This window comes from Paenarthrobacter nicotinovorans, from assembly GCF_007670255.1.
In the GTDB taxonomy this organism is placed as follows: Bacteria; Actinomycetota; Actinomycetes; order Actinomycetales; family Micrococcaceae; genus Arthrobacter; species Arthrobacter nicotinovorans_B.
The window spans coordinates 148237-174230 of the sequence record NZ_SZVS01000001.1 but is presented as its reverse complement, the minus strand read 5'-3'; the positions used below and the strand labels follow the sequence as shown (position 1 = coordinate 174230).

At 63.5% G+C, this 25994-nt stretch carries 22 protein-coding genes; 11 read left to right on the top strand and 11 right to left on the bottom strand.

Annotation, left to right across the window (positions count from 1 at the left end; translation table 11 throughout):
• Positions 1-90 precede the first annotated feature (90 nt).
• Positions 91-1548 carry an APC family permease gene (locus tag FDP28_RS00835; protein WP_144658725.1) on the top strand — a complete coding sequence of 486 codons (1458 nt, stop codon included), beginning with the start codon at positions 91-93 and terminating at the stop codon, positions 1546-1548.
• Positions 1538-3172, top strand: a complete 1635-nt coding sequence (locus tag FDP28_RS00830; RefSeq protein WP_144658724.1) for an amidohydrolase — start codon at positions 1538-1540, stop codon at positions 3170-3172. Before FDP28_RS00835 ends, FDP28_RS00830 begins: the two co-directional genes overlap by 11 nt.
• A gap of 4 nt (positions 3173-3176) precedes the next feature.
• Here the strand turns inward: FDP28_RS00830 and hrpB are convergent, their stop codons facing one another.
• The 6 genes from hrpB to FDP28_RS00800 all read right to left on the bottom strand — a co-directional run bounded on the left by hrpB (position 3177) and on the right by FDP28_RS00800 (position 10542).
• Positions 3177-5942 carry an ATP-dependent helicase HrpB gene (hrpB, locus tag FDP28_RS00825; protein WP_144658723.1) on the bottom strand — a complete coding sequence of 922 codons (2766 nt, stop codon included), beginning with the start codon at positions 5940-5942 and terminating at the stop codon, positions 3177-3179.
• The gene (locus FDP28_RS00820; protein ID WP_144658722.1) at positions 5872-6915 is read right to left on the bottom strand and encodes an NAD(P)-dependent alcohol dehydrogenase; all 1044 of its coding nucleotides are present in this window, start codon (positions 6913-6915) and stop codon (positions 5872-5874) included. The genes hrpB and FDP28_RS00820 overlap by 71 nt, the downstream gene beginning before the upstream one ends.
• A 19-nt stretch (positions 6916-6934) precedes the next feature.
• Complete coding sequence (locus FDP28_RS00815) at positions 6935-8266, bottom strand: RNA polymerase sigma factor (protein ID WP_144658721.1); 1332 nt, start codon at positions 8264-8266, stop codon at positions 6935-6937.
• Positions 8267-8302: 36 nt separating this feature from the next.
• The gene (locus tag FDP28_RS00810) at positions 8303-8722 is read right to left on the bottom strand and encodes a YciI family protein (protein ID WP_144658720.1); all 420 of its coding nucleotides are present in this window, start codon (positions 8720-8722) and stop codon (positions 8303-8305) included.
• A gap of 174 nt (positions 8723-8896) precedes the next feature.
• Positions 8897-9454 (bottom strand): hypothetical protein, encoded by a 558-nt coding sequence (locus tag FDP28_RS00805; RefSeq protein WP_144658719.1) that lies wholly within the window; start codon positions 9452-9454, stop codon positions 8897-8899.
• Between the two features lie 152 nt (positions 9455-9606).
• Positions 9607-10542: a 5'-3' exonuclease gene (locus FDP28_RS00800; protein WP_186313461.1), complete on the bottom strand. Its 936-nt coding sequence runs from the start codon at positions 10540-10542 to the stop codon at positions 9607-9609.
• Positions 10543-10725: 183 nt separating this feature from the next.
• Here FDP28_RS00800 and FDP28_RS00795 point away from each other — a divergent pair, with 183 nt between their 5' ends.
• From FDP28_RS00795 to FDP28_RS00765, 7 genes are all read left to right on the top strand, one after another.
• A complete protein-coding gene (locus tag FDP28_RS00795; RefSeq protein WP_144658717.1) occupies positions 10726-12660 on the top strand; it encodes an FAD-binding monooxygenase in 1935 nt (644 codons plus the stop codon).
• Between the two features lie 85 nt (positions 12661-12745).
• Entirely contained in the window at positions 12746-14044 is a 1299-nt protein-coding gene (locus FDP28_RS00790; protein ID WP_144658716.1) for an SWIM zinc finger family protein, read from the top strand.
• Positions 14041-15480 (top strand): DUF5691 domain-containing protein, encoded by a 1440-nt coding sequence (locus FDP28_RS00785; protein ID WP_144658715.1) that lies wholly within the window; start codon positions 14041-14043, stop codon positions 15478-15480. Before FDP28_RS00790 ends, FDP28_RS00785 begins: the two co-directional genes overlap by 4 nt.
• Positions 15477-16589 (top strand): ATP-binding protein, encoded by a 1113-nt coding sequence (locus FDP28_RS00780; RefSeq protein ID WP_144658714.1) that lies wholly within the window; start codon positions 15477-15479, stop codon positions 16587-16589. Before FDP28_RS00785 ends, FDP28_RS00780 begins: the two co-directional genes overlap by 4 nt.
• Positions 16586-18832: a DUF5682 family protein gene (locus tag FDP28_RS00775; protein WP_144658713.1), complete on the top strand. Its 2247-nt coding sequence runs from the start codon at positions 16586-16588 to the stop codon at positions 18830-18832. Before FDP28_RS00780 ends, FDP28_RS00775 begins: the two co-directional genes overlap by 4 nt.
• Positions 18829-20025 (top strand): VWA domain-containing protein, encoded by a 1197-nt coding sequence (locus FDP28_RS00770; protein ID WP_260842276.1) that lies wholly within the window; start codon positions 18829-18831, stop codon positions 20023-20025. Before FDP28_RS00775 ends, FDP28_RS00770 begins: the two co-directional genes overlap by 4 nt.
• 87 nt (positions 20026-20112) lie before the next feature.
• Complete coding sequence (locus tag FDP28_RS00765; protein WP_186313482.1) at positions 20113-21372, top strand: MFS transporter; 1260 nt, start codon at positions 20113-20115, stop codon at positions 21370-21372.
• A 7-nt stretch (positions 21373-21379) separates the two neighbouring features.
• Here FDP28_RS00765 and FDP28_RS00760 read toward each other — a convergent pair whose 3' ends face one another.
• Both FDP28_RS00760 and FDP28_RS00755 read right to left on the bottom strand, forming a co-directional pair.
• Positions 21380-21733, bottom strand: a complete 354-nt coding sequence (locus FDP28_RS00760) for a TraR/DksA family transcriptional regulator (protein WP_144658710.1) — start codon at positions 21731-21733, stop codon at positions 21380-21382.
• Between the two features lie 6 nt (positions 21734-21739).
• The gene (locus tag FDP28_RS00755) at positions 21740-22222 is read right to left on the bottom strand and encodes a pyridoxamine 5'-phosphate oxidase family protein (RefSeq protein ID WP_144658709.1); all 483 of its coding nucleotides are present in this window, start codon (positions 22220-22222) and stop codon (positions 21740-21742) included.
• A gap of 202 nt (positions 22223-22424) precedes the next feature.
• Here FDP28_RS00755 and FDP28_RS00750 point away from each other — a divergent pair, with 202 nt between their 5' ends.
• The gene (locus FDP28_RS00750) at positions 22425-22865 is read left to right on the top strand and encodes an ATP-grasp domain-containing protein (RefSeq protein WP_260842275.1); all 441 of its coding nucleotides are present in this window, start codon (positions 22425-22427) and stop codon (positions 22863-22865) included.
• Here FDP28_RS00750 and FDP28_RS00745 read toward each other — a convergent pair.
• On the bottom strand, positions 22862-23476 hold the full coding sequence (locus tag FDP28_RS00745; RefSeq protein WP_144658707.1) for a dihydrofolate reductase family protein: 615 nt from the start codon (positions 23474-23476) through the stop codon (positions 22862-22864). The two genes, FDP28_RS00750 and FDP28_RS00745, sit on opposite strands and share 4 nt — an antisense overlap.
• Positions 23477-23552: 76 nt before the next feature.
• Positions 23553-23948 (bottom strand): hypothetical protein, encoded by a 396-nt coding sequence (locus FDP28_RS00740; protein WP_144658706.1) that lies wholly within the window; start codon positions 23946-23948, stop codon positions 23553-23555.
• A gap of 84 nt (positions 23949-24032) precedes the next feature.
• Here FDP28_RS00740 and arfB point away from each other — a divergent pair, with 84 nt between their 5' ends.
• Positions 24033-24452: an alternative ribosome rescue aminoacyl-tRNA hydrolase ArfB gene (gene arfB / locus FDP28_RS00735; protein WP_144658705.1), complete on the top strand. Its 420-nt coding sequence runs from the start codon at positions 24033-24035 to the stop codon at positions 24450-24452.
• Between the two features lie 50 nt (positions 24453-24502).
• Here arfB and FDP28_RS00730 read toward each other — a convergent pair whose 3' ends face one another.
• Positions 24503-25861, bottom strand: a complete 1359-nt coding sequence (locus tag FDP28_RS00730; RefSeq protein ID WP_144658704.1) for a hypothetical protein — start codon at positions 25859-25861, stop codon at positions 24503-24505.
• Positions 25862-25994 lie beyond the last annotated feature (133 nt).

Genomic DNA, 25994 nt, shown 5'->3' with positions numbered 1-25994 from the left:
CCGATCACAAGGCCCTACGATAAACGAAAGCCTTTCGCTTATCCCTCCGTCTCCCCCTGAAAACCTCCCCCACACCCCCATAGGATCCCCATGTCTGATCTGGAAACCCGACCTCCGGCAGCCGAGGCCGGAAATGGGCTGAAACGGAACGCCATCGGCACCGGCGGCATCGCCTTCCTGGTGATTTCCGCAGCAGCCCCTTTGACCGTGATGGCCGGCGTGGCCCCGGTAGCCATTGGTATCGGGGGCATCGGCGCCCCCATGGGCTATGTCATCGCCGGTGCAGTGCTGCTGGTTTTTGCAAGTGCCTTCATGGCGATGACCAAGCACGTCAAAGCCGCAGGCGGCTTCTACACCTACATCACGCTGGCCATGGGCAAGACAGTTGGTCTTGCCTCGGCAATCCTCGCGATCGTCTCGTACAACTGCCTGCAGATCGGCGTGTACGGGCTCTTCGCTGTCCAGACCCAAGCCATGCTCCAGACTCTTTTTGGCTTGGACGTTCCCTGGCCCGTGGTAGCACTGGCTGCCATTGCTGCCGTCTGGTTCCTTGGGTACCGCGGAATTGACGTCGGAGCCAAGGTCCTGGGCGTCCTGCTCATCGCTGAAACGGCAATCCTCGCCATCATGGGCGTGGGCATCCTCGCCCGTGGTGGCGCCGAGGGCATCAGCTTCGACTCCTTCTCCCCCGAGCACGCGTTCACGCCGGGCGTACTGGCCATCCTCGCCATCTGCTTCGCAGCGTTCATGGGCTTCGAATCAACGGTGCTCTACCGGCGGGAAGCCCGCAACCCGGACACATCAGTCCCCCGGGCCACCTACATCGCAGTGGGATTCATGTCTGTTTTCTACGCCTTCATTGTGTGGACAGTCATCCAGGCGTACGGCAACGGAAATGTCGTAACTGCCGCCGGCGAACTTGCCGACGGAATGTTCTTCGCCACCATCAACCAGTACGTGGGCCCTTGGGCAGAAGTGGTCATGTACCTGCTGATCGTTACCAGCGTGTACGCCTCGCAACTGGCCTTCCATAACGCCATCAACCGTTACGTCTACATGCTCGCCAAGGACGGTATCCTTCCCTCGTTCCTGGGCAGGACCCACCCGAAGTACAAGTCCCCGCACCGCGCAGGACAGATCCAGACCGTCCTGGCCGCCGTCGTCATCCTCATCTGTGCCATCGCCAACGCCGACCCGTACAAGCACCTGTTGATCTGGGTCAACACGCCTGGAATCGTCGGCATCGTGGCCCTGCAGGGGCTGGTGTCGGTAGCCGCCTTCATGTACCTTCGCCGGAATCCCGCCGCCGTGACCAACCGCTTGCTTGTTCCCGTCAGCATCGCCTCGGCCGTCCTGCTGTTCGGGGTGATGGCGTTGATCGCCATCAACATCGAACTCCTCACCTTTGCAGACGCCCTTACCAACACGATCCTCCTGACCGTTACCCCAACCGTTTTCCTTGCGGGCCTGCTGGTCGCCCGCCGCCTTAGGATTGCCCGCCCCAACGACTTTGCCCGGATTGGAAGCTTTGAAACCCATGACTCCTGACCTCATCGTCCTCGCCGAAACCATCCACACACTCGATGACCAGCACCGGCGTGAGCCCGTCCAAGCCGTCGCAGTCACTGACGGAACCATCACCGCCGTCGGGAGCCGTGAGGACGCGCAAGGCTGGCGCGGTTCGGGAACCCGCGTGGTGGACCTCGGCAGCGCGACGTTGACCCCGGGTTTGGTGGATTGCCACATCCACCCGGTGTTCGGCCTGGACCTCACCGTTGGCGTCGACCTCTCCGGCGCCTCAACGCTTGATGACGTCCGCTCGCTTCTCCGCACACAGTCAGGGAACGACGACGACTGGTTGCGTGGGTGGGGTCTGAACCCGAACGCTTTCGGAACGGTGCCCATGCACCGCAACGTGCTCGATGACGTCAGCGGCGGCAAACCGGCGCTGGTCCGCTTGTTCGACGGCCATTCCGCGATCGCCAACAGCCGGGCGTTGGAGCTTGCAGACGTGCACGGCAGGCACGAATTCGAGCAGGCTTCGGAAGTGGTGTGTGACGCTGACGGAGTTCCCACCGGCTTGCTGCTCGAAGCCGCTGCCATGGAACTGGTGCAACGCCACATTCCCCAGGAGTCCTTCGAGCGGCGCAAAGCCAGGCTGAGTGAACTATTCCGGGACTTCGCGAGGTCAGGACTCACCGGAGGCCACATCATGGACCACAGCGAGGAATCCTCAGAACTGTTCCGGGCGTTGGAGGCCGAGGGCGAGTTGCCCCTGAGATTGCGGTCTGCGCCGTGGTGCATGCCGGGCACCAACGACGACGATTGGAAGGAGCTCGCACGGAGCATCGGCACCGGCGGACGCCGCTGGTCCGTTGAGGCCATCAAGCTCTTCGTTGACGGAACGGTGGACAACGGAACCGCCTGGCTCCATGAACCTGACCTCTATGGCGAATCCACCGCGCCGTTCTGGCCGCGGCCCGAGGAATACTCGGCCGCCGTCCATTACTTCGCGGCCCGGGGAATCCCGACGGCGACCCACGCAATCGGCGACGCCGGGGTAAGCCATGTACTCGATGCTCTGGAAAGCCTTCGGGCAACTGTTCCGGCCGATGCCCTGAACCGGACCGTCCACAGGATCGAGCACATCGAAACCGTCCCCGACGAGCTTGTAGCGCGCTTCAAGGATTCGGGAATCGTAGCGAGCATGCAACCGACCCATTGCACCCACTACTCACTGGCAGACCACAGCGACAACTGGTCCACCCGGCTTGGTCCAGCCCGCGCTGACCGCGCGTGGAGGTGCAGGGACCTTCGAGAGCAAGGCGTGGTACTTGGCATTGGCTCGGATTGGCCGATCGCCCCGTTCCAGCCCTTGCCGATCATGGCAGATGCCCGCCTGCGTCGCCGTTCGGGACACCCCGAGCAGGACCCCATTGCTCCCGCCCAGGCCCTGACGGCGCTCCAGGCGTTGGAGGGTTACACCTCCCACGCAGCGAAAGCCGCGGGATTGTGGGATGTCTCAGGCTCCATCACTGTAGGCAAGAGGGCTGACTTCACGGCCTTTGAACTGGACCCGCTCAGTACAGCGCCGGATGAGTTCGCTGCGAGCAGCGTGCTGGCAACGTTCGTAGACGGGGAAATCCAGTTCCTTCTGGACCGGGCGGCGTAGCTGCTCACATCCGGTTCTTGGTCCTGGCCGTGGCAGGTGCGGTCCATGGGTCTTCGGGCCAGGGATGCTTGGGGTAGCGTCCACGCATCTCTGCCCGGACCTGGGAATAAGGCCCCGACCAAAATGACGTGAGGTCGTCGGTGACGGCCAGCGGCCGTCCGGCCGGGGACAACAAGTGGAAAAGGACGGGCACCCTGCCATCGACCAGCCGTGGTGTGCTGTCCCAGCCGAAACATTCCTGGAGTTTTACCGCCACAACGGGACGGCCGCCGTCGTCATCCACGTCCGGATAGTCAAGGCGTATCAGCGAACCGCTCGGTACCTCGAGGCGTTCGGGCACAAGCGCTTCCAGGCGGCCGGCTTCCGGCCAGGGAAGCAGACGGCGCAGCGGTTCGGCAAGGCTGACGGCCGACGCAGCGGTTCCGCTGGCCATTGCCTCCAGCTCCGGCGCCAGCCACTCCTCCAACCTGCCCAGCAGAGCAGCCTCCCTGACATCAGGCCAGGGAGCACCAAGCTCCCGGTGCAGCAACGCCATGCGCCGGCGCAGCGCATCGGCGGCGGGCGACCAGCCGAGCGTGGAGAGTCCTTTGGTCGCCAAAGCATCTGCGACAGCCTTGCGTGCGGAGGTGGCGTCGGCGCGCACCGGAGTGGAGGACAGCACGATGGCGCCCAATCTCCGCTCTCTGCGGGCAGTCACCCGGCCGTGGTCAAAAGTTGCGTGGACCTCGCCGGTCAACAGATGGGAAGCCGCGGCTTCGGCCAGTTCTGCCGCCAGCGGCGCAGCAGCGCGTATCACCGCTCCCGTGCCTGCAGTGTCGCGGCCCTGGGCACGAGACACTTCAGCAACTGCCAACCATTCATGGCCGGACAGGGGACTTCCGGCCGGCAGTCCCGCCCGCGTACCCGAGGTCAGCAGGTAACTGACCGGGCCGTCGCCGGGAACACGCTTGGCGATACGGTCCGGGTACGCCAGTGCAACCACGAAACCAGGCGCTTCGCCTGCCGTGATCCGGTGGCCTTCATCAAAAGGCACGACGGCGGCTGCCTCCTGCCGGGCGATGGAATCCATCCGCTTCACGTCCTCGGCGAAGCGCCGGGCGGCCGGATCGGTTCCGGAACGCAGGATCGCCAGGAGCTTGGTAATATCCGCTCCCGGTGCGCGCTGGTCGCCGGCGACCAGCGCCACCGTTTCAGCCGCGGCGCGTCTGCCGACAGCAGCGGAGCCATCCAGCAGGGCCCTGGCCAGTCGGGGGTCTGCGGGGACGCGGGCCAACACTTTGCCCATGGCGGTGGCGCTGCCATCGTCCGCGACGGCACCCAATTCCCTCAGCACTTCCATGGCGTCCGTCATGGCGCCAGCTGGCGGGGCGTCCGGCAAGGCAAGACCGCTGCCTCCGGGCGCACCCCAACAAGCAAGTGCCAACGCAGCGCCCGTCAGGTCGGTGGCCAGGATCTCCGGGGTCTGGTGCGCAGGAGCCGCGGCGAGGGACCGTTGGTCATAGCACCGGACCACCACACCTGGTCCTTGGCGGGCCGCACGGCCGGCACGCTGGGCCGCTGAAGCTTGGGAGCACGATACAGTCACCAGGCCGGACATCCCACGGGCGGCGTCGCGTCGCGGTTCGCGGGACAACCCCGAGTCGATGACCAAACGAACCCCCGGGACGGTCAGCGAGGACTCGGCCAGGGACGTGGAGACGATGATACGAGGTGCCCCTCCAGGCTCGCGTCCGGAAACTGCCCGGTCCTGCGCCGCCGGGCCCACCTGGCCATGCAGCTCAAGAACCTCAACGTTCCCTGGAACCACTGCACGCAGGCGGGAGGCGACGTCGGACACTTCACGGACACCGGGTAGGAAGACCAGGGCATCCACGTCAGGGTTGGCAGACAAGGCCGTTTCGTGGGCCGCCGCAGCGGTCCGGGCGACGTGATCCAAAAAAGAACGCGACACACCCCGGTCGTCCAAGCGTTGTTCGCGGGCGGGCTGCCACCGGACATCCAGGGGGTGGAGGGCGGAAGGGCAGTCGACGACGGGGGCCGGCGCGCCGTCGAGCGTGTCACCCAGCAAAGCGGCGAACCGCTGGGCGTCGAGCGTCGCGGACATGGCAACAAGCGTCAGGTCTCCGCGAAGCTCACGCACCTCCGCGAGCATACCCACGAGAAGATCGGACTCGAGGCCCCTCTCGTGGACTTCGTCGATGATCACTGCGTGGACGCCCTCCAGGCCTGGGTCATTGAGCAGCCGGCGAAGGAGAATCCCCGGAGTGACAAACTCGACCATCGTCTGGGCACCGGCCTTGTTCTCGCCCCGGACCGTGTACCCGACCCTGTCCCCGAGGCGGGTTCCGTCCAAGGACGCGAGGCGGCGCGCGGCAGAACGGGCAGCCACCCGGCGCGGTTGGGTGACGAGCACGCGTGGCTGGCCGGGATGCCGTTGTTCGAGGAGATTAACCAGCAGCGGGGGCACCAACGTGGTCTTGCCCGTACCGGGAGGGGCCTGCACGACCACCGCACCGCCGTCGCCCTGCTTGGTCAGTTGCGCCGCGAAGTCTTCGATGGAGTCGGCGAAGACCAAGCCCCGGCCGATGGTGTCCAGTCTGAAAGTCACCACACCATTGTCCCTGTTCCGTAAAGCACGAGGTCCGGGGAACGAAAAGGCCGCGCCCCGTGAAGGGCGCGGCCATTCGGGCTGTTGAGCCTTAGCCGATGGTTGAGGCGTCGATGACGAAACGGTAGCGGACGTCCGAGGCAAGAACACGCTCGTAGGCATCGTTGATCTTGCTGGCCGGAATGAGCTCGATCTCGGCACCCAGGCCGTGCTCGGCGCAGAAGTTGAGCATTTCCTGGGTTTCGCGGATACCGCCGATCATGGAACCAGCAAAGCGACGGCGGCCTCCGATCAAGGCGAAGGCGTTCACTGGCAGCGGTTCTGCAGGAGCGCCGACATTGACCAGCGTTCCGTCGAGCGTCAGCAACTGAAGGTAGGCGCTGATGTCGATGGATGCGCTGACGGTGTTGATGATCAGGTCAAAGGTACCGGCCAGCTGTTCAAAGGTGGCAGGATCGCTGGTCGCGTAGTAGTGGTCCGCACCAAGTTTGAGGCCATCCTCCATCTTCTTCAGCGACTGCGAGAGGACCGTCACCTCCGCACCCATGGCGTGGGCGATCTTGACGCCCATGTGCCCCAGGCCGCCCAAACCGACGATGGCCACCTTCTTGCCCGGGCCCGCACCCCAGTGGTGCAGAGGGGAAAACGTCGTGATGCCGGCGCAGAGCAGAGGAGCGGCAACGTCGAGGTCCAACCCTTCCGGGATGGTCACCACGAAGTCTTCGTTCACCACGACATCGCTGGAGTAGCCGCCCTGCGTGATGGTGCCATCGCGGTCCACCGCACCGTACGTACCGACATTGCCCTTGAGGCAGTACTGTTCCTCGCCGGCCAGGCAGTTCTTGCACTCCTTGCAGGAGTTCACCATGCACCCGACGCCGACGCGGTCGCCGACCTTGTGCTTGGTGACCTCGGAGCCAACCTCCGTGACGATGCCTGCAATCTCGTGGCCCGGGACCAGAGGGTACTGCTGGGGACCCCAGTCACCGCGAACAGTGTGGATATCTGAGTGGCAAATCCCGGCGAACTTGATATCGATGTGGACGTCGTTCGGGCCAACCTCGCGGCGTTCAATGGTGGTCAGGGTCAGGTCGCCCGTGGCCGAGGGTGAAGCAAAAGCGGAAGCGGTAGGCATGTTTCTCCTGCGTGTTGGACTAAATCTGATATTTACATCTAACACTCTCTGGCTGGGCGTTAGGAGTTAACGCTGTTAGGGGTACTGGCAGGGACCCCTTTGGCACTCCCAAAAGTGCGATTTTCCGCTCCAGAGCAGTCCGTTCGGCGGTGTTCGAACAAAGGTCGAGTGCTGCCTTTAATGCCTCCACGGCCTCCGCGCGACGACCCAGCCTGGCAAGCAATTCGCCCCGTACCGTTGGCAGAAGATGCGATCCCGCCAGCTCTCCCTTGCCCGCCAGCGAATCCACGAGCTCCAGGCCGGCAGCTGGCCCGGAAGCCATGGCCAGAGCCACTGCACGGTTGAGCTCGACGACCGGCGACGGCGCCAGGGAGCCCAATGCTTCATACAGAATGGCGATCCGCTCCCAATCCGTCTCCGCTGCCGTCCTTGCCACCGCATGGCATTCTGCAATGGCGGCCTGCAAGCCATAGGCACCCAGTCCCCGCCCAGCCGCGACCGCCGTCGAAAGTGCCGCGCGGCCGCGCCGTATCGCGGCCTGGTCCCACCGCCGTCGATCCTGGTCTTCAAGGAGGACGGGATTCCCGGCAGCGTCGACCCTGGCGGGGAACCGGGCGGCCGTCAATTCCATCAAGCCCAGCAGGCCGAAGACTTCGGGTTCAGGACTCAGCCGCACAAGGACGCGCACAAGTCGCCGGGCTTCGGCAGCAAGCTCCGTCCTCATCCAGGAATCCCCCGCTGAGGCAAATGACCCCTCAGTAAAGATGAGGTAGAGCACGTGGAGCACGGATCCCAGCCGCTGGGGAATTTCATGGCGCTCCGGAACGGCGAAAGGTATGTGGGCTGCTGCGAGGGTCTTCTTGGCACGCGTGATGCGGGCCTGGATGGTGGGAACAGGAACCAGGAAGGCCTTGGCTATTTCGTCGGTGCCCATGCCCCCTACAACCTTCAACGTCAGGGCAATGCGTGCTTCCTTGGACAGCACCGGATGGCACGAAATGAACATCAGCGCCAGGACGTCGTCATCGATCGCGTCAGGGTTGAACAGTGTGTCCGTGCCCGGTACCTCCTCGGAAAGACCGTGGGCCAGCAGCGCGTACTTTTCGTCCTGGACCGACTTCCTCCGGAACGTATCGATGGCTCGGCGCTTACCGGCCGTCATCAGCCAGCCTGCAGGCTCGCGGGGAATGCCATTGACGGACCATGACACAATCGCTTCCGCGAGTGCCTCCTGGGCAAGGTCCTCAGCAAGGGCGAAGTCACCGGTGTAGCGGGCAAGGGCGCCGACCACGCGGGCAGATTCACTGCGCCATACCGCTTCGACGGCGGCCCTCGCCTCGTTGCTGCTCACGTCCGTTGCCGTTGCCTACGCCAAGCGGCCAGACCTTCAGAGTTGTCCGGTCTGCTCACGCCAGGCGCGTTCCTTCTGAATCCACTCGTTGTCCTGCGGGAACTCATCGATGCTGGTGACGCGACGGATCTCGGTCTTGGTGCCGGCCGTCATGGGTGCCCGTTTGGCCCATTCCACGGCTTCCTGCTTGGAGGCGACGTCGAGGATGTAGAAGCCGCCGAAGAGTTCCTTCGTCTCCCCATAGGGCCCGTCCGTGACAACCGGAGTTTCGCCCGTGAAGTCCACCACCACGGTTTCTTTGGCGTCGTCCAGGCCCTCGGCGGCGAGCAGCACCCCTGCCCGGATCAGTTCGTCGTTGAATTTGCCCATCGCTTCAAGGACGTCGTTGAAGTCGATGTTCTCGAACTTGGCGTAGGAATCGTCATCTGCCCGCATGATCAACATGTACTTTGCCATCTGGATCAATCTCCTGTGTCGTGGAAAGCCGCCCTTCGACCTTCTCACCCATAGGTCGAACAGGGCGAGGACAAATCGACTACGTTTTCGAAAAACTTTTCACGGCAACGCAAAAGGATCCCTTGGATGCTTCCAAGGGATCCTTTTTGCCCCCCACAGAGGGGTCGGAGTCGGCTAGCGGCCGCCTCCTCCGATAACGCCGGCTTCAACGGCCTTGGTCACGGCATCAGCCTCTGCCTGGGTGAGTTTTCCGTCCGTTACGGCCTTGTCGAGCCGGGTCTTAAGGGCGGCGGCACGTTCCGCCTGACCCTCGGAGCGGATTTCCTGCAAAGCGGTGGTGACCTTGGCTTCGTCAACACCCAGTGCTGATGCGAGCGACTTGGCCAATGCAGCCTCGTGCGCCGATGGGTCCGGCTTGGTGCCGTCGGTTCCCTCGGTCGGCGGCGTGGTCGGCTTGTTGGCTTCACGGAATGCCTTCAGGGCGTCAGAGACCTTGGTCTCGTCGACGCCGAGCTTGGTCGCGAGTTCCTGAGCGATCTTTCCGCCGTCGCGCCCGTGCCCGTGACCGCCCGGCTTTCCGGCGTGGTCTGAGGGCGTGGTGGCATCGGCAGAGGATGTGGCGCTCGGTGTTGGCGTTGTGGCCGCTGTAGCCATGCTGGTCACACCCAGTCCGGCGCCCAAGGCCAGCGCTCCGGCTGCGACGCCCAGGGTGATTCTCTTGGTTCTCGACATGTACCTCTCCTCGATCCGTTGCTACGGGTGTTGTCTGCGGGACGGCCCAGTGCACCGTCCTCTTAACACGTTGAGGGCCCAACCCCAGTCTTGGCTGTCCGAAAGCTATGACGAGGCTGTGAATCCATCATGGCCAAAGAAAGGCATTGACCTCAGCGGAAGCGGTCGAAGGCTTCAAGAAGCCTGGCGACGGAGCCGCCCAGGTTCCATTCGCTTGCGAGCCGTTCCAGTTCGGAGCGCGCGTCGCCCTCAATAGGCCCCAATTCAGCCCCTGCCTCCTTGAGGCTCGGCACCTCCAGGTCACGGACGACATTGACGACGGCGGGTGCCACCTTCAGGTAGTCGGCAGCCCCTGAGAGTTTGGCGCGGATCGAAGCCGACAACCCGCCGTCGGGATCTTCTGCCGCCTCGAGCAGCCCTTCCAGCGAGCCGTGCTCGCCGAGCAGGGCGGCCGCCGTCTTTTCCCCGATACCGGCCACCCCGGGAAGCCCATCGGAGGCGTCTCCGCGGAGGGTGGCGAAGTCCGCGTACTGCTGGGGCAGGACCCTGTATTTGCCAACCACGACGACGTCGGTGACCACTTCGAGATTCTTCATGCCCCGCGCCGTGTAGATCACCCTGACATCACGCTGGTCATCCACGAGCTGGAAGAGATCACGATCGCCCGTCACGACATCGGTGGGGAAAGTGGCGAGACTGGCGTAGGTGCCCACCACGTCGTCAGCTTCATGTTCGTCCGCGCCCACCACGGCTATCCCTGCCAGATCCAGGACTTTGCGGATCAGGGGGATTTGCGCCTCGAGCGGGTCGGGGACTTCTTCGACGTCGGGACCGTCCGGCACGATCTCCGCAACGCGGTGCGCCTTGTAGCCGGGGATCAGGTCGACACGCCACTGCGGGCGCCAGTCGTTGTCCCAGCAGGCCACAAGGTGCGTGGCCTCATAGTCGGTCACGAGGCGGGCGATCATGTCCATCAAGCCACGTACGGCGTTGACGGGAGTCCCATCGGCGCGCTTGATGGAATCGGGCACACCGTAGAAGGCACGGAAGTACAGGGAGGCAGTATCCAGGAGCATCAGTCGAGGCATACCTGATCCTGACACGCTTCGGAACGAATCCGCTGGAACCGAAGGCTTTTTGCTCTCCACCCGCGGGACGGCTTGAACCGTGGTGTGAGCCGCATTACGATGTTACGAGCGATAATAGAACAGTCAGTTCTATTATCGAACACATTCGATAGCGACCAGCCCACAAAGAAGTGAGGAAAGCCCGTGCAGTTCCACCACCACGGTTATGTTTCAGGTGACCCGCGGGTCGAGCCCGCCGCCGGCGTTGGGATCAACCGACCGGCCGAGCTCCCGGACGTAGTCGATGTCCTCATCGTGGGCACCGGTCCTGCGGGGATGCTGACGGCCGCGCAGCTGGCCCAGTTCCCGGACATCACAACCCGGATCATTGAGCGTCGGCCCGGCCGGTTGGCCATCGGGCAGGCAGACGGGATCCAGGCCAGGAGCGTGGAGACGTTCCAGGCCTTCGGTTTCGCTGAGCGGATTATTGCGGAGGCATACCGGATCACGGAGATGGCCTTCTGGAAGCCGGACCCGGCGGACCACTCAAAGATCGTGCGCAGCGCCCGGGCAGTGGATGACCCTGCGGGCATCAGCGAGTTCCCGCACTTGATCGTGAACCAGGCCCGCGTGCTGGATTACTTCGCCGAGTTCGCGGCGAACTCCCCGGCCCGGATCAAGCCGGACTACGGGTATGAGTTCGTGGGCCTGAAGGTCACCGGCGAGAGCGAATACCCCGTGGAGGTGACCCTCCTTCACACGGCCGGACCCCTTGAAGGGCAGCAGCGCGTGATCCGCGCCAAGTACGTCGTCGGCGCCGATGGCGCCCGCAGCAAGGTCCGTGAATCCATCGGCTGCCACTTGGCCGGAGACCAGGCGAACCATGCCTGGGGCGTGATGGACGTGCTGGCGGTGACCGATTTCCCGGACATCCGCACCAAGTGCGCCATCCAGTCAGGCTCCGGCGGCAGCATCCTGCTGATCCCCCGTGAGGGCGGGCACCTGTTCCGGATGTACGTTGACCTGGGTGAGGTCGCCGCCGATGACCACGGCGCGGTTCGGAAAACCACCATTGAGCAGATCATCGCCAAGGCCAACGACATCCTCCACCCTTACACCCTGGATGTCCGCAACGTGGCATGGCACAGCGTGTACGAGGTCGGGCACCGGCTCACGGACAGGTTCGACGACGTCCTGCCGGACGAGCGCGGCACGCGCACCCCGCGGGTGTTCATCACCGGCGATGCCTGCCACACCCACTCCGCGAAGGCGGGGCAGGGCATGAACGTCTCCATGCAGGACGGATTCAACATCGGCTGGAAGCTCGGCCACGTCCTTGAAGGCCGTTCCCCGGAAGCCCTGCTGGACACCTACTCTGCCGAACGCCAGGTCGTGGCGAAAAACCTGATCGACTTCGACAAGGAATGGTCCACCCTCATGGCCAAGAAGCCCGAGGAATTCAAGGACCCCACCGAGCTGGAAACCTTCTACACCAGCACCGCGGAGTTCCCCGCCGGGTTCATGACCCAGTACGCACCCTCCATGGTCGTCGCCGAAGCTGCACATCAGGAGCTCGCCACAGGGTTCCCCGTGGGCAAACGCTTCAAATCCGCGCCTGTGCAGCGGGTCTGTGACACCAACCCCATGCACCTGGGCCATCACGCCAAAGCCGATGGCCGCTGGCGCATCTACGTCTTCGCCGACAGTGCACCCGCAGGTGCCCCCGGCGCCGTCGCGGACCTGGCCCAGTGGCTCGAAACCGCACCCGCCTCCCCACTGGCGGCCACGCCGTCGGGCCTTGACCGTGACGCATGGTTCGACATCAAGGTGATCTACCAGCAAGACCACACCGGCGTGGACATCACTGCCGTCCCCGCGGTCTTCAAACCCACCGTCGGACCGTTCAAGCTCACCTACCTCGAAAAAGTCTTCGCCACCGACCCCGGCAACGACATCTTCGAGGCCCGCGGCCTCAGCCGCGATGGCGTCATCGTCGTGGTCCGCCCGGACCAGTACGTCGCCAACGTCCTGCCCCTGACAGCGACGGCTGAACTCGGCGAATTTTTCGCGGGGCTGCACTCAACGGCGCGGCCCGAAGCCGCACCAGCGCAGGCAAGCCTGGTGAGTAACCAAGCGTGAGTGCCTGATACATGCCGGGGAACCCGTTGAGGGTTCCCCGGCATGTGGCGTTAAAGTGTCGGAGCCGTCAGGCAGAATGAACCTCATGGGGCGTTGGAGCGAAGAGAGAGTCATCAGTGCCGCTCCTGACGCATCATCACTGGCTGCTGCGCGCAAGCTCGCGCACCCCGGGCCGTGGTCGGAGTCGGGCAGCAGCGATGTTTTGGTGTGGGGCAAATGCCAGGGCAGCGGCAAAACGCCCTATCAGGTGAGCGTTGACGTTGTTGCCCCTGCCTACCGGTGTTCATGCCCGAGCCGTAAATTCCCCTGCAAGCACGCCTTGGCGCTGCTTCTGCTGTGGGCCCGCGGCGAGGCAGCCGGGTCCGCAACCGACACCGCCGATTTTGCCCAGGAATGGGCAGCGCAACGGGCCGACAGGGCATCGGCCAAGGAGCGGCGACAGACCGGTCAATCTACGGATCCCGAGGCACAAGCCCAACGCCTTGCAGCACGGCTGGAGCTGATGGATGCCGGGATGGCCGACTTTGCCCTTTGGCTGACCGATGTCGTGAGAACCGGACTTGCGGCAGCACGGAAGCAACCGTATTCGTGGTGGGACGGCGTGGCGGCACGCCTGGTGGATGCCCAGCTCCCCGGAGTGGCCGAACAAGTGCGGCAGATGGCTTCGGATGTTCATGGGAGAACTGATTGGGCTGATCATCTGCTGACGACCCTCGGGCGCTGGTGGGCCCTGACCAAGGCATGGGCGAAGAAGGACAGTCTTGCCCCCGATGAGTTCGCCGATCTCAGGGCAGCAGTCGGCTGGGCCACCCCATCGTCCGAAATCCAGGAGTCGGAGTCCTTGCCGGGACCGTGGCTCGTCCTGGGTGCGCACCGAAGCGACGACGGCCGCCTCCAGCAGCAGCGGACCTGGCTGAGGTCACCCGAGGGAACTGTCGTCGTCGTTCTTGATTTTGCAGCGCAGGGCCAAGGCCTTGCCACCCCGCAACTCTCCGGCGCTCTTCTCGAGGCGACAGTGGCCCGCTACCCTGGTTCGGCACCTCAACGCGCCATGTTCACGGGCCCCATCAACCCCCAGGGCGTGGCAACAACGCTAGGCGATGGCTGCAGCATCGCCCAAGCCCTTGAGAACGAGTCCACCGCGGTGGCAGCGTCGCCTTGGCGGCTCCGTCACCCGGTGCTGTTGGCCGGCGTGAAGGTCAGTCCGGAAGGCAGCGGCTGGATCTACGACTCCCCTGGCCATGCCCTTCCGTTGGTTGACGCCCCACTTGATGCGCTCCTGGCTCTTACGGGGGGCCAAGAAGTGGACCTTTTTGGCGAGCTGGAGGACGGACGGATCCGTCCGTTGACCGTCGTCGTGAATGAGACGGTGGTGACACCGTGAACTGGACTGACGAGCTTCGAACAACTGCACTGTTGGGAACCGGCCGCCATGAGGCTCCCGCCCTGCCCTCTGAACTTGGTGTCGGTGCCCCTGAGGGCTTGTCACGGGAAGAGGCCCTTCTTGGCCAGGCCGCGTTGGCGGACATGGCGAGCCGGGCGGCGCGGACGCCCGCCCCCTTGGCGTCCGGGCTTCAGGTGGTTCCGGCCCCACCGGACGACGAGCCGCAAGCAACAGGCGAAGCGGCACGACTCTTGGAACTGCTGCTCAATCAGCCCCCGGTGGGACTGGAGCTCAGGAACCAGCTGCTGGTGGACTGGCTGCGCCTCGCAGCACAAACACGACGTCGGGTCCCCCACCGACTGCTTCCGGCGTTGTTCACGATAGCCGGAAACACGTCCTCCGTGTTCAGGGTATTGGAGCCTGCCATTGGGACACGGGGGCGTTGGCTCCAAGACGTCAGCCCATCGTGGACCGCACGGCCGGAACCACGACAAGCCCCGCATACTGACTCCCTTGCGGACCCCGCGACGGATACCCCAGCGGACCCCGTGGCCACAGTCCGCGAGCAACTGTCCACTCAATGGAATGCGCTCAGTGCCCGGACGCGCGCGAACCATATGAAACTCCTTGCCGTCGACCTCCGCGATGACGACGAGGCACTGTTGGAGAAGGGCTTGGACGACAAAGCCAAAAGCGTGCGGGAAGTTGCCGCAGAGCTGTTGGACCGGCTGCCACACAGTGCCCGTGCCCACCGGATGGCTACCAGGCTCCGGTCGTTGCTGCACCTCAAGGGATTGCTCAACAAGCGCTTCGACCTCGACCTTCCACCGGATCCGGATGCATCAGCGTTGCGGGACGGAATCGCGCCAAATCCACGCAATGGTGAACCGGACCGTTTGGGAAGGCTGGAGACCATCATCATGGGTGCCCCATTGGATGTATGGACTTCGGTTTCTGGCCGCGGTCCGGAAGCGACGGCAGCTTTCCTCAAAGACGAGCCGCGGCTTCTGGAAGCACTGACCTCAGCGGCCGCCGCCCGCAACGACCTCGAATGGGTCCGGGCCCTGCTCACTGTCAGGACCGATACCCGGTTGCTGCATTGCCTGCCTGCCGGGGAGCGGGAACGCTGGTTGGAACGGCATATCCAAGCAGGCGGAGAAGAGCCCGTCGCATTGGCCTCTTTACTGCGCGCCCTCCCCCAGCCATGGGGTACTTCGTTGGCAGAGGCTGTACTCACCGTTGTCTCCGGCAAGGAGGGCGGCCGTTTGGCATCAATGCTGTCCGACGTCCTTCCGACAGCACTGCCTTCAGAGTCCACCGCGACGTGCCGACGCTTGTTGGAGCGGACTGACGACGACGCCGGCCGGCGTCGGGTTCTCCGCGACGCCGTCCAATACCAATCATTCAGACAATCCTTGACGGAGGCCTTCCGATGACAGATCCACAAAATGGAACCGATGTTCTTCGCGCCCACGCGGAGAACGCGTTCGCTGATGAACTCAGCGCATTGTCCGCTGTTGACGACCGCCCCCGGCCGCCAAGCTGGCAGCTCTCGCCATGGGCTGTCACCAAGTACATCCTGGGTGGAACGCTGGCCAATGGGACGCAGATCACCCCGAAGTACCTCGGTTCGGAGCGACTCGTGGAAGTCGCCGTGGCGTCCCTGGCAACCGACCGGGCACTCCTGCTGCTCGGCGTTCCGGGAACGGCCAAGACCTGGCTCGGGGAGCATCTGGCGGCAGCCATCTCCGGTTCCTCCACGCTGGTGGTTCAGGGCACCGCTGGAACACCGGAAGAAGCACTGCGGTATGGATGGAACTATGCACGTTTGCTGGCCGAAGGTCCATCCAGGGCCGCGATGGTAGCGGGACCGGTCATGAGGGCCATGGAGACGGGAAGCCTGGTGCGGGTGGAGGAATTGACGCGCATTCCCTCCGATGTACAGGACTCCCTGATCACCATCCTCAGCGAAAAGACCCTGCCCATCCCGGAACTGAATGAGGAGGTACAGGCCCGGAAGGGTTTCAACGTCATCGCCACAGCGAATAACCGGGACAAAGGCGTCAACGACCTCTCATCGGCACTTCGACGCCGGTTCAATACCGTGGTGTTGCCGCTGCCGGACAGCATCGACCAGGAAGTGGAAATCGTCACCACACGGGTCCGCAGCCTGGGCGAGGCACTGGAACTGCCCGCGGATCTGGCTGCATTGTCAGAGATCCGGCGGGTTGTCACTGTGATGCGGGAACTGCGCGCCGGCGTTACACAGGACCAACGGACCACCATAAAGTCGCCATCAGCCACGCTGTCCACGGCCGAAGCGATCTCCGTGATGACCAACGGGCTTTCCCTGGCGGCACACTTCGGTGACGGCACGGTCAGGGCTGACGACGTGGCGGCAAGCCTTGTGGGCGCCGTCATCAAGGATCCCGTCCAAGACCGTGTGATCTGGCAGGAGTACCTGGAAACCGTCGTCCGCAACCGGCCCGAGTGGAAGGACCTCTACCGGGCCTGCCGCGATCTCGAATCCGCCAGCCAGACATGACAGAGGTCCACATCCTGGGTATCCGGCACCACGGACCAGGTTCGGCCCACTCGGTGTCCGAAGCTTTGGCAACGCTGCGTCCAGACCTGGTTCTGGTGGAAGGGCCGCCGGAACTCGACCAAGTCATTCCCCTTATCAACAACCCCGACATGATTCCCCCTGTTGCCGGGCTCATCTATGCGGTGGACGAGCCCCGGTTGGCTTCGTTTTACCCCATGGCAGCTTTTTCGCCGGAATGGGTGGCCATCCGTTGGGCCCTGTCCACAGGCACGTCTGTCCGCGCGCTGGACCTCCCTGCCGCGAATTCCCTGGCCTTGAGGGTCGCTTCCGAAGCCGAAGCCTTCAGCGCGGCTGAGCAGGGGTACCGCCCCGACGCCATCGGCATTCTGGCAAACGCTGCCGGCTACAGCGATGCGGAGCGTTGGTGGGAAGACGCTGTGGAGCACCGCAGTTCGGACCCTGCCGAACGCTTTGAGGCGCTCATCGAGGCGATCAAAGAGATCCGGGCACGGGATGAGCGCCCGGAAGACCATCCGGACGTCGTCGAAAACAACCGTCGGGAAGCGGCCATGCGGCGTATTCTGCGGGCCGCCATGCGGGACGGCCATGAACGGATCGCCGTCATCTGCGGCGCCTACCATGCCCCAGCCCTGATACCGGCGGACTTTCCGTCCTCCGCAGCAGACAACAAGGTCCTGTCCGGCCTCCCCAAAATCAAGGTGTCTGTCACATGGGTTCCATGGACCTCGGACCGGCTCAGCCTGGACAGCGGATACGGAGCAGGTGTTGCAGCACCAGGGTGGTACCAGCACCTGTTCTCCCATTGGATGTCCAAGGATCCTGCCGGCGATGTCGCCACCACCTGGCTCGTCCGGGTAGCCCACGCCTTGCGGGAGCAAAACCTGGATGCCTCCACCGCCTCGGTGGTGGAGGCCAGCCGCATGGCCACAGCATTGGCGGCAGTCCGTGGCAGACCGAGCGCAGGACTCCCCGAACTGGACGACGCCGCGCAGGCAGTCCTCTGCGACGGCTCTGCTCTTCCTTTGGCCCTGGTCCATCGGGACCTCACCGTTGGATCCGAGCTGGGAAGCGTTCCTGACTCCGTTCCCACGCTTCCTCTGTTCGCCGACCTCACCGCCAACCAGCGGAAGCTGCGCATGAAGCCAAGCGCAATGGAAGAGGTCATGGTCCTCGACCTCCGCAAACCGAACCAACTGGCCCGTTCGGTGCTGCTGCATCGCCTGGCGCTCGTGGGAGTGGCGTGGGGCGTGCCGACGGAGACTGGCAGGACCACAGGTACTTTCAAAGAGGCGTGGAAATTGCAGTGGAGGCCCGAGCTGGCCGTTTCGCTGGTTGAAGCGAGCAGATACGGCACCACCGTTGCCACCGCCGCGGCAGCCTTCGTCTCCGAACAAGCCCAGGCCGCGGAAGGCCTGCCTGCAATGGGTGCCTTGCTGGAAGCGTGCCTCCTGGCCGATCTCCCCGATGGCATAGCCGGGGTCGTCACCGCCTTGGCCGCCCGCACGGCACTCCAACAGGACGTCCCACCCCTGCTGGAGACCATCGCTCCCCTGGCCCGCACCTGCAGATACGGAAATGTGCGTGGTGTCGATATCAGGGATGTCCGGAAGATCCTCGAGGCCACCGTGGTACGGGCCTGCGTGGGACTGCCCACTGCATGCGCCGGGCTCGACGACGACGCCGCTGCCACAATGCGCAAAGCCATCGATTCGGCCCAGGACGGCATGACACTGGTACCTGAACTGTCGATGGTTGATTGGCATGCCGCCTTGGGCGCCGTAGCGCACTCGGACAAAATCCACGGTTCCGTAGCCGGTCGCGCCACCCGCCTGCTGATGGATGCCGGGTTGCTGGGCGGGGAGGATGTCGCGGCGGGCCTGAGCCGGCGTCTGTCCGTCGCGACGCCTGCACCGGAGGCTGCCGCGTGGCTGGACGGGCTGCTGTCCGGCGACGCCACGTTGCTGATCCACGACCCGAAGCTCCTGAAGCTGGTGGATCAATGGGTGGAAGGAGTCCGTGACGACGTCTTCGAGGACGTCCTGCCGCTGCTGCGCAGGACATTTTCAGCTTTCAGCCGTCCAGAACGCCGGGAAATTGGCGAGCAAATAAGCCGCGGTACTTCCTCGGGGAACAACGTCCGCGATGCCGTCATGGACTTGGCCGCGGCACGGCCGGCACTGGAGACGATGGCGCGAATCCTGGGTTGGGAGGCCGTAGCGTGAACGAAGTTTCGGACCACAGTGTTGAGTCCCGTGATCGGCTGAGCCGGTGGCGGTTGGTGCTGGGCGGTGATGACGCGGACGGGATATCAACGGACGACGGCGGACAGGTCCAGTTATCGGACGATGACGCCCGACGCGACCAAGCCTTGGAGGCTCTCTACGGCGATGGCTCCGGCCGACGGGGCGGCATGGCATCTTCGAGTCCGCGGGTAGCCCGCTGGCTCGGGGATATCCGTGGCTATTTCCCATCTTCGGTAGTCCAGGTGATGCAGGCTGACGCCATGGACCGTCTTGGACTCCGGCAGTTGCTCCTGGAACCGGAAATGCTCCGTACCGTGCAACCGGACATCAATCTTGTCAGTACCTTGGTAGGCCTTGGCAAGGTCATCCCGGAAGCGTCAAAGGAAACTGCGCGGTCAGTGGTCCGCCAGGTCACCAAGGAACTGGAGGACCGGCTCCGCGCCAAGACCGTTCAAGCAGTTTCGGGAGCGTTGAACCGCTCGGCCCGGACCCGCAGGCCACGGCACCGGGACATCGACTGGAACAGGACCATCGCAGCCAACCTCAAGCATTACCAAGCCGAATACCGGACAGTAGTGCCGGAACGGCTGCTCGGTCATGCCAGGCGCAGCACTGAGATCCAGCGGGAGATCATCCTTTGCATCGACCAATCCGGCTCCATGGCCGAATCGGTGGTGTATTCAAGTGTTTTCGGCGCGGTGCTCAGTTCGCTTCCCGCGGTGAACACACGGCTGGTTGTCTTCGATACCGAGGTTGTTGACCTGACAGACGATCTCGACGATCCCGTGGATGTTCTTTTCGGCGTGCAGTTGGGTGGCGGCACGGACATCAACAGGGCCCTGGCGTACTGTCAGGGGCAGATCACGAAGCCCACAGAAACCATTCTCGTGCTGATCAGTGATCTTTACGAAGGCGGCATTGCCGAGGAGATGCTGCGTCGAGCGGCATCAATTGTCGGCGGTGGAACCACCATGATCGCCCTGCTGGCCTTGAGCGACAGCGGTCACCCGTCATTCGACTCCCAACACGCCGCGGCGCTGGCCGGTATCGGAGTCCCGGCTTTCGCCTGCACGCCGGACCTGTTTCCCGAAATGATGGCAGCCGCCATCGAACGCAGGGATATCGGCGAGTGGGCCGCCTCCCAGGACATCCCGACAAGCCACGAACCATAAACTGCAGCCACGGATCTGGCGGCGGCAGGCAATCGGCGCGAGAATGGGCACGTGGTCCTTCCACGCGCCCGCGGGACCGGCGACACCATGAACCCGGCCGCCCTTAAGATCCAACGCGTCTACCTGACGTTGACGCTGGGCAATACCGTTGCGGCGTCGTTCATCTGGGGCATCAACACCTTGTTTCTCTTGGACGCGGGCCTGAGCAACCTCGAGGCATTTGCCGCCAACGCCTTCTTCACCGCAGGCATGGTCCTCTTCGAAATCCCTACTGGCGTGGTGGCCGATGGTTGGGGACGGCGCGCTTCCTTCCTTCTGGGCACAGTGACGCTCGCGGCATCGACGTACCTGTACTACCTGTTGTGGCAGACGTCGGCGCCGTTCTGGATGTGGGCGGTGGTCTCCGTTCTCCTTGGCCTTGGATTCACGTTCTTTTCCGGGGCGGTGGAGGCGTGGCTCGTCGATGCCTTGCGGTTCTCCGGTTACGAAGGCGGGCTCGAATCCGTTCTTGGCCGCGGACAAATGGTCCAGGGAGTCGCCATGCTGCTGGGGTCCGTGGCCGGCGGTGTCATAGCCCAAGCCACCAACCTGGGCGTGCCTTTCCTCCTGCGGGTCCTGGTGCTGCTGGCCATGTTCGCCGTCGCCTTCGGACTCATGCACGACGTCGGCTTCTCACCAGAGCGCTCGACGCATCCACTGCGGGCGACCCGCACGGTACTCACCGCTTCGATTGAGAGCGGCTTGAAAAACCCGCCCGTGCGGTTCGTGATGCTGGCCGCCCCCTTCAGCGCCGGCGTCGGAATCTATGTCTTCTATGCCCTGCAGCCCTACCTTCTGGACCTCTTCGGCGACCCGCAGGCCTATTCGATCGCCGGACTGGCGGCAGCCATTGTTGCCGGTTCACAAATTTTGGGCGGTTGGCTGGCACCGCACGCCCGGAGTCTTTTCCACAAACGCACGTCCGTACTGATTCTTGGCGGAGTCGGTGGGTCAGTGATCCTGCTTGTCCTCGGTTTCACCCATAGTTTCTGGATAGCCCTGCTGCTGTTGGCACTGTGGGGCGTAGTGGGGTCCGCGGTCACGCCCGTCAGGCAGGCCTATGTGAATGACATGATCCCGTCCAAGCAGCGGGCCACTGTGCTGAGCTTTGATTCGTTGATGGGTTCAAGCGGCGGGGTGGTGATTCAACCGCTCCTGGGCCGTGGCGCGGATCTCTACGGTTATCCGGCGTCGCTCGCCATGGCCGGCGTCGTCGAGCTCCTCGCGGTGCCCTTCCTGTTGGCGAGCCGCAAACACGGCGCAGCGGCCGATCGCGCCACCACTGCCGAGGCCGGGCAAAACAACTGAACGCACGCTACCGACGCCCCGAGGCATGGACCACACAGTACGGCGTCCAGGGCCTGGCTTCCAGCCGGCCTTCCGGAATGTCTATCCCACAGATTTCGCAATGACCATAGGTGCCCGCTTCGATCCTGACCAGTGCGGCATCGATCTGTTCGAGACCTTCCCTGCTTTGGCCAAGAAGGGCGGAGGCCTGGGAAAGCTCAAAAGCTATGGTGCTGCCCTCGGGATCGTGCTCGTCGTCGACATTGGAGTCCAGCCGTGCCTGGCTCACCGAAGTGATGTCGTTTCGAAGCGCCGAGAGCAGCACCAGCCTCCGGTCACGCTCCTTCTCCAGGAGGTCCCGGAACCGCTCTGTGTCAACCATGGAAGCTCACAATTCCACGGTACCGCTTTCGCCGACACTGAACCGGGAGTTGGTGACTTTGGATTTGACCCATTGCAGCACCGTGGCTGCCGTGCCGCCCGGGCTTGTCCAATATTCAGCGGAGTCGGAATCCACGTGGATCAGGCAAACCTCCGGGGTATCCGGACCATCGGGGAACCAGGCTTCCACCACCTGGTTCCACATGTCGTGGATCTTCGCACGGTCTGTCACCACTTCGGCTGTGCCGGCAACGGAAACCCATTCCGTGTTCTTGCCAAACGAGACATTGATGCGGGGATCCTGCCGGATGTGTGCAACCTGGGAGGTTCCCAGTCCCGTAAAGAACCACATGTCGCCGTCGTCCTTAACTTCCTGGACGGCAAGCGGCCGGCTGACCAAGGCCCCTTCTTCGTTGATGGTGGTCAGCATCCCGATTTTGGAATCGTTGATGATGTCCGTGACCTTGCTGATGCCCTGCTCTTCAGTCATGTTCTGCACCACTTCCTTTCTACGCTGGGACGTTCCCACCCCGACAGCCTAATAGTAAGTTTCCTTATTTACTAGACGGTCAAGCGAACCTGCGCCGAAGGGAATCATGAGGGCGCGCCAACCGTTCTACTGATGCGTGGCCCGCCGAGGGCGGGCCTGCCCACGTCGGGCAAGCATCGCACGAGGAAGTTTGGGGACTGCCATGATGTTGAATGAAACCCTTGCCCACCTCCGGGCCGCCCACTTGATGGTCCGGGATGCCGAAGAATGGGACGCGCTGTCGGCGGCTCTGGCCGAGGCCTACAGTGCAAACGACGACGACCTCGTAGAGCAGCTGTTGCCCCAGTATCTTCAGTCTTGGCGGACCGTCACGCGCTATGTTCTGCGTGACACCTTCGACAACGCCGGGATCACCGTCGCCGATGCAACGGACCCCTGGGGAATTGCAGTCCTGACCTCGCGCGGGATAACCGCAGAGCCGCTTCTTTGCCTTCCGGCGGCAGGTGGTTTCGAGAACCAAGGAGCCTCTCCCCTGGAGGGCCGACGCCTGTTGACCTTCCCGGAAACAATGGACCACTATGCGCAATCGCTGGCGCCATTCTTCACCACACAGGACACCTGGAAGCCACGTACTGCCAGCTAGGGCCGCCCTAACGGGGCATCGATAACCCGCGGAATGTACTCCAACAGTTGGAGTCGGCTGTCGAAGATACGGCTGTCCACCATGTCCAAGGCGACATCCGGGTAGCCGTCATAGATCCTTTCGCTGCCGGTTTTCCCCGTGATGACCGGGAAGATGACCAGACGGTAGCGGTCCACCAGTCCTGCCGACAGCAGAGACCTGCTCAGACTCAAGCTTCCCAGCGTGCTCAGGGTCCCGGTGCGGGTTTGTTTCAGCTCCTTGACGGCTTCGACGGCATCCCCGGAAATCAACTCGGAGTTGGGCCATGCCAGGGGCTCTTGCAGCGTCGAAGAGAAGATAATCTTGGGCACCGCGGCCAGGCCTGCCAAAGAGTCCCCTTCTTCCTTGGAGAAACCGGAATCTTCCTCACTCGCCTGTCCTGACATGCCGGACATGAGCCTGTAAGTGTTTGCCCCCATCAGCAGGGTGACGTCCTTCGTGGCTTCTTCAGCCAGCCACGCGAGGTATTCCGGACCCTCCAATCCCCACCAGCCCGGCCACCCTTCGGCTGAGGCATAGCCGTCCAGCGAAATGATCAGATCCACCATCAGGGGTGCAGTCGTCCCATTCATTGAAATCCTCCGCCTCGGGCGTCGCATCAGCCCGCGCGCACATGGTAGCCCCGGCCATATTTGGCTTTCAAGGGGGCTACAGCGCTACGAGCACCAGTCCGCCCAGCGCGCTGACGATGCCGAGGCCGGTGAGAATCCAACCAAGTATCAACACCGTGTGATCGTAGCGTGGAGGCTCAAGGGAGCACCGCGACGGGTGGCAAACATCGTAATGGACCACAACGCTGCCGCTCGCGGCGCCGCCCTCCGTTGCGGCGATATCGAGCAGGACCTTTCGTTCCTCGTGGTCCAGGTCCACCCAGCGAAGTCCCAGGAAGCCGCCCGCCGCGAACTGCTCTCCGTCGGCAGTGACCCATTGGCACCTCCGGCGGGCGATGACCCACGCCCACACCAAGAGGGGGACGCCGGGGACGAACCCCACCCAGGTCATCATTTCCAGGATAGGGCCCAGAATATCCACGAATCCGGCCATAGCTTTGATCCTAAAGGCGCCAGGCGAACATTGGACACCCGGGCTCTGCCCGGATGGCGGCACATGACGTGCAAGGCTTGTTCCATGGACTTGGATATCCCACCTTCGCTGAAGATTCCGGCGTCGGAACTCAGCTGGAGGTTCTCGCGCTCCTCTGGACCCGGTGGCCAGCACGTCAACACCACCGACTCCCGGGCAGAACTGAGCTGGAATATCGTCAATTCAGCCGCACTGAGCGATGAGCAGCGGCAATTGTTGCTGCAACGTCTCGGACGGCGCCTGGTCGCCGGTGCCCTGACAGTGACAGCCTCCGAGGAGCGTTCCCAGCTAAGGAACCGGGAGCTCGCCCTGGCCAAGCTTGCCGGCCTAATAACCGCCGCGCTTGTACCGGAAACCGTTCGCCGTGCGTCCAAGCCGACCCGCGGTTCAGCACGCCGTCACCGCGTCGCCAAGGAGCGACGCTCGCTCACCAAGCAACAACGACGCCGGCCCGCCGCCGAGTAAAAAGCCCTTGCCTCAGGCGCGGCGTGCTGTCGCTGGGCCTGGGTCGGGGTTCAGCCTTTGAACGTCACCTTGCCACTTGCGCCGAACCACGCAATGCTTCCGCCTTGGAAATCTTGAACTACAGCGCCGTTTGTTCGATACTCATCCGTCGTAGGGTAGCCGAGGGCGCCCTTCTCGAATCCTTGTTGGCCCCACATTGAGCGGATGGCACCCATGCTGATATGGGCTCCTGTCGCGGGCGTGAAATAGATCGACCCGCCCTCGTACGCTTGGCCAATGCCGCCTTTGGCCATGCCCCATATCTCGTCAGTAGTCGGATAACCCAGGAAGCCTTTCTCGTATCCCGTCGAACCCCAGGCAGCGCGGATGGCGCCCATGCTTACGTCGGCACCTGTACTTCCGCCCCAATAGATGGACCCGTTCTGGTAGGCCTGCCCACGGGCACCGCGGGTCATTGGCATCTCATCGGAAGCCGGGTAGCCAAGGATCCCGTTCTCGTAGCCTGTTGATCCCCACTTCCCCCGGATAACGCCCGTGCTGAAGAACGTCCCGGACACAGGAGAATGGTAAATGGAGCCAAGCTGGAAGGCTTGGCCCGCACCGCCGTTCTTGAGTCCATACATCTCGTTGCTCACAGGGTTACCGGCATAGGCCGGCCCACCCAGCGCTGCATATTTGTTGGTGATCGCTCCAAAAGGCGAGCTGCTGTAGGGGGTGAAAATGTCGTCCACCGCGCCCATGATGATGCGATCGCCAGGCCGGTTGGTCTTAAGGAGCTGGACCACCGTGCCAAGGTTCGTGGAAATGCACCCGGCGCTGGGAACGTTCCCGGCGTGGAAAAAGATGGCGAAGGAGGCACCTTGCACAGTGGGCATGTCCGGGTACCGGTTCCAATTAATGACGGCTGCTTGCTCATAAAACCCTTGGTTCATGTACGTCCAGAGGTTCTCGTCCGATTCGCCGCCAATCCCTTCGAAGTATTGGTTGTAATTGGGGCCGCGTTCACCTCCCCAGCGGGAGTAGGGGTTCACGGTGTAGTACTTCAGCGTGGTTCCCGGGTTGGACCTTCCCAAGGCTTCGGTGAAACTGAAGCTGCCTGTTGGCGACTTCCAGGTGTCTTCCCACGCCATGTTCTGGGCCGAAAACCCCTTGGACCCGGCAAATCCTGTCGTCTGCCATTCCTGCGCATACCCGCTTCCGGACCTGACACAACCTGTGATGACCACAGCCGACTGGGAGCGGTCCACCGCTGTCGCAAACGTGACCCTGTTGGCCCCATACGACGGATACTTCACCTGCCCGGCGCTTAGACGCTGGCACGGGTTGTAGACCTGCGCAGCCGCTTCGGCTGCCGTCGGGACCGAAACGGCTGCCAGCGCCACCGTCACTGCAAGTACCCCAACTGACACTATTCTTCTAATCACAAGTCTTCCCCCACGGAACGAACTGCCCGAGACACCCAGGAAAGGCACAGTCGCCTTCCCCTAGTAGGTTAGGTGACGTGCGAGACGTTAACGGCAAGGCCTGCCGGAACAACCATGA